This is a genomic window from Vibrio sp. D173a (genome assembly GCF_030248475.1).
In genome coordinates this window covers 1-745 of sequence record NZ_JAHGAH010001113.1, presented here as the reverse complement: position 1 = coordinate 745, position 745 = coordinate 1, and the positions used below count along the sequence as shown (strand labels likewise).

General features: G+C 45.8%; 1 pseudogene. It reads right to left on the bottom strand.

The window, feature by feature from the left end:
- Positions 1–745 (bottom strand): annotated as a pseudogene (locus KIV40_RS31660) (MlaD family protein); the annotation flags it as partial.

Here is a 745-nt window from a genome sequence, read left to right as displayed (position 1 = left end):
AGATGCGCTAATGAGCTGTTTGTAAGCATCTGAGTCATCATCATAACTATCTAACGTCGCCTCAAGCTGCTTCATGGTTTCACTGATGTCTTGTGGCAAGGCTTTCGCTCCTTCGCTATCAAGCAGTTCATCCATACTCTTCAGCGTACTGTCTAACGAAGCCAATGAACCATTTAAATTTGCGATCGTGGCGTCTAGTGGAAGCTCATTGACCTTATCTAAGAAATCGGTGATCTGTTTTTGAATTTCCGTTAAACCACCAGCCACAACTGGGAACACGGGATAACCATCAAACTCTCTTGGTTCGTGAGGCTCTTCGTCTTCATAAAAGTTAATATCGACAAACAGTGCCCCGGTAAGAAGGTTACCCGTTTTTAAGGTTGCTCTTAGCCCCTCGCCCATCTGCAGTTTGACGCGTTCTGCAAAGGCTTCGGCATTCACGGCTTTGAATACTTCAGAAACTCGTTCAATTTCGAGTTTAATGAGAATAGGGATACGGTTCGAAACCTTTGTCCATACGTATCTGCAACGGCACGGTATCCACCGTACCAATTCGCACCCCTCGATACTCAACCGGTGCACCTTTTCTTCACCCACGGACCGACTCTTCGAACAGCAGTACGTAATCAAGTGACGTGGTGTATTTACCCTCTACTACCGCATCGTAATTATCATAAAGCGTGTACTCTTTTAGGTTCTCTTTGATTTGGGCCCCCGGTTTAATGCTCTCCGCCACATCAAAACT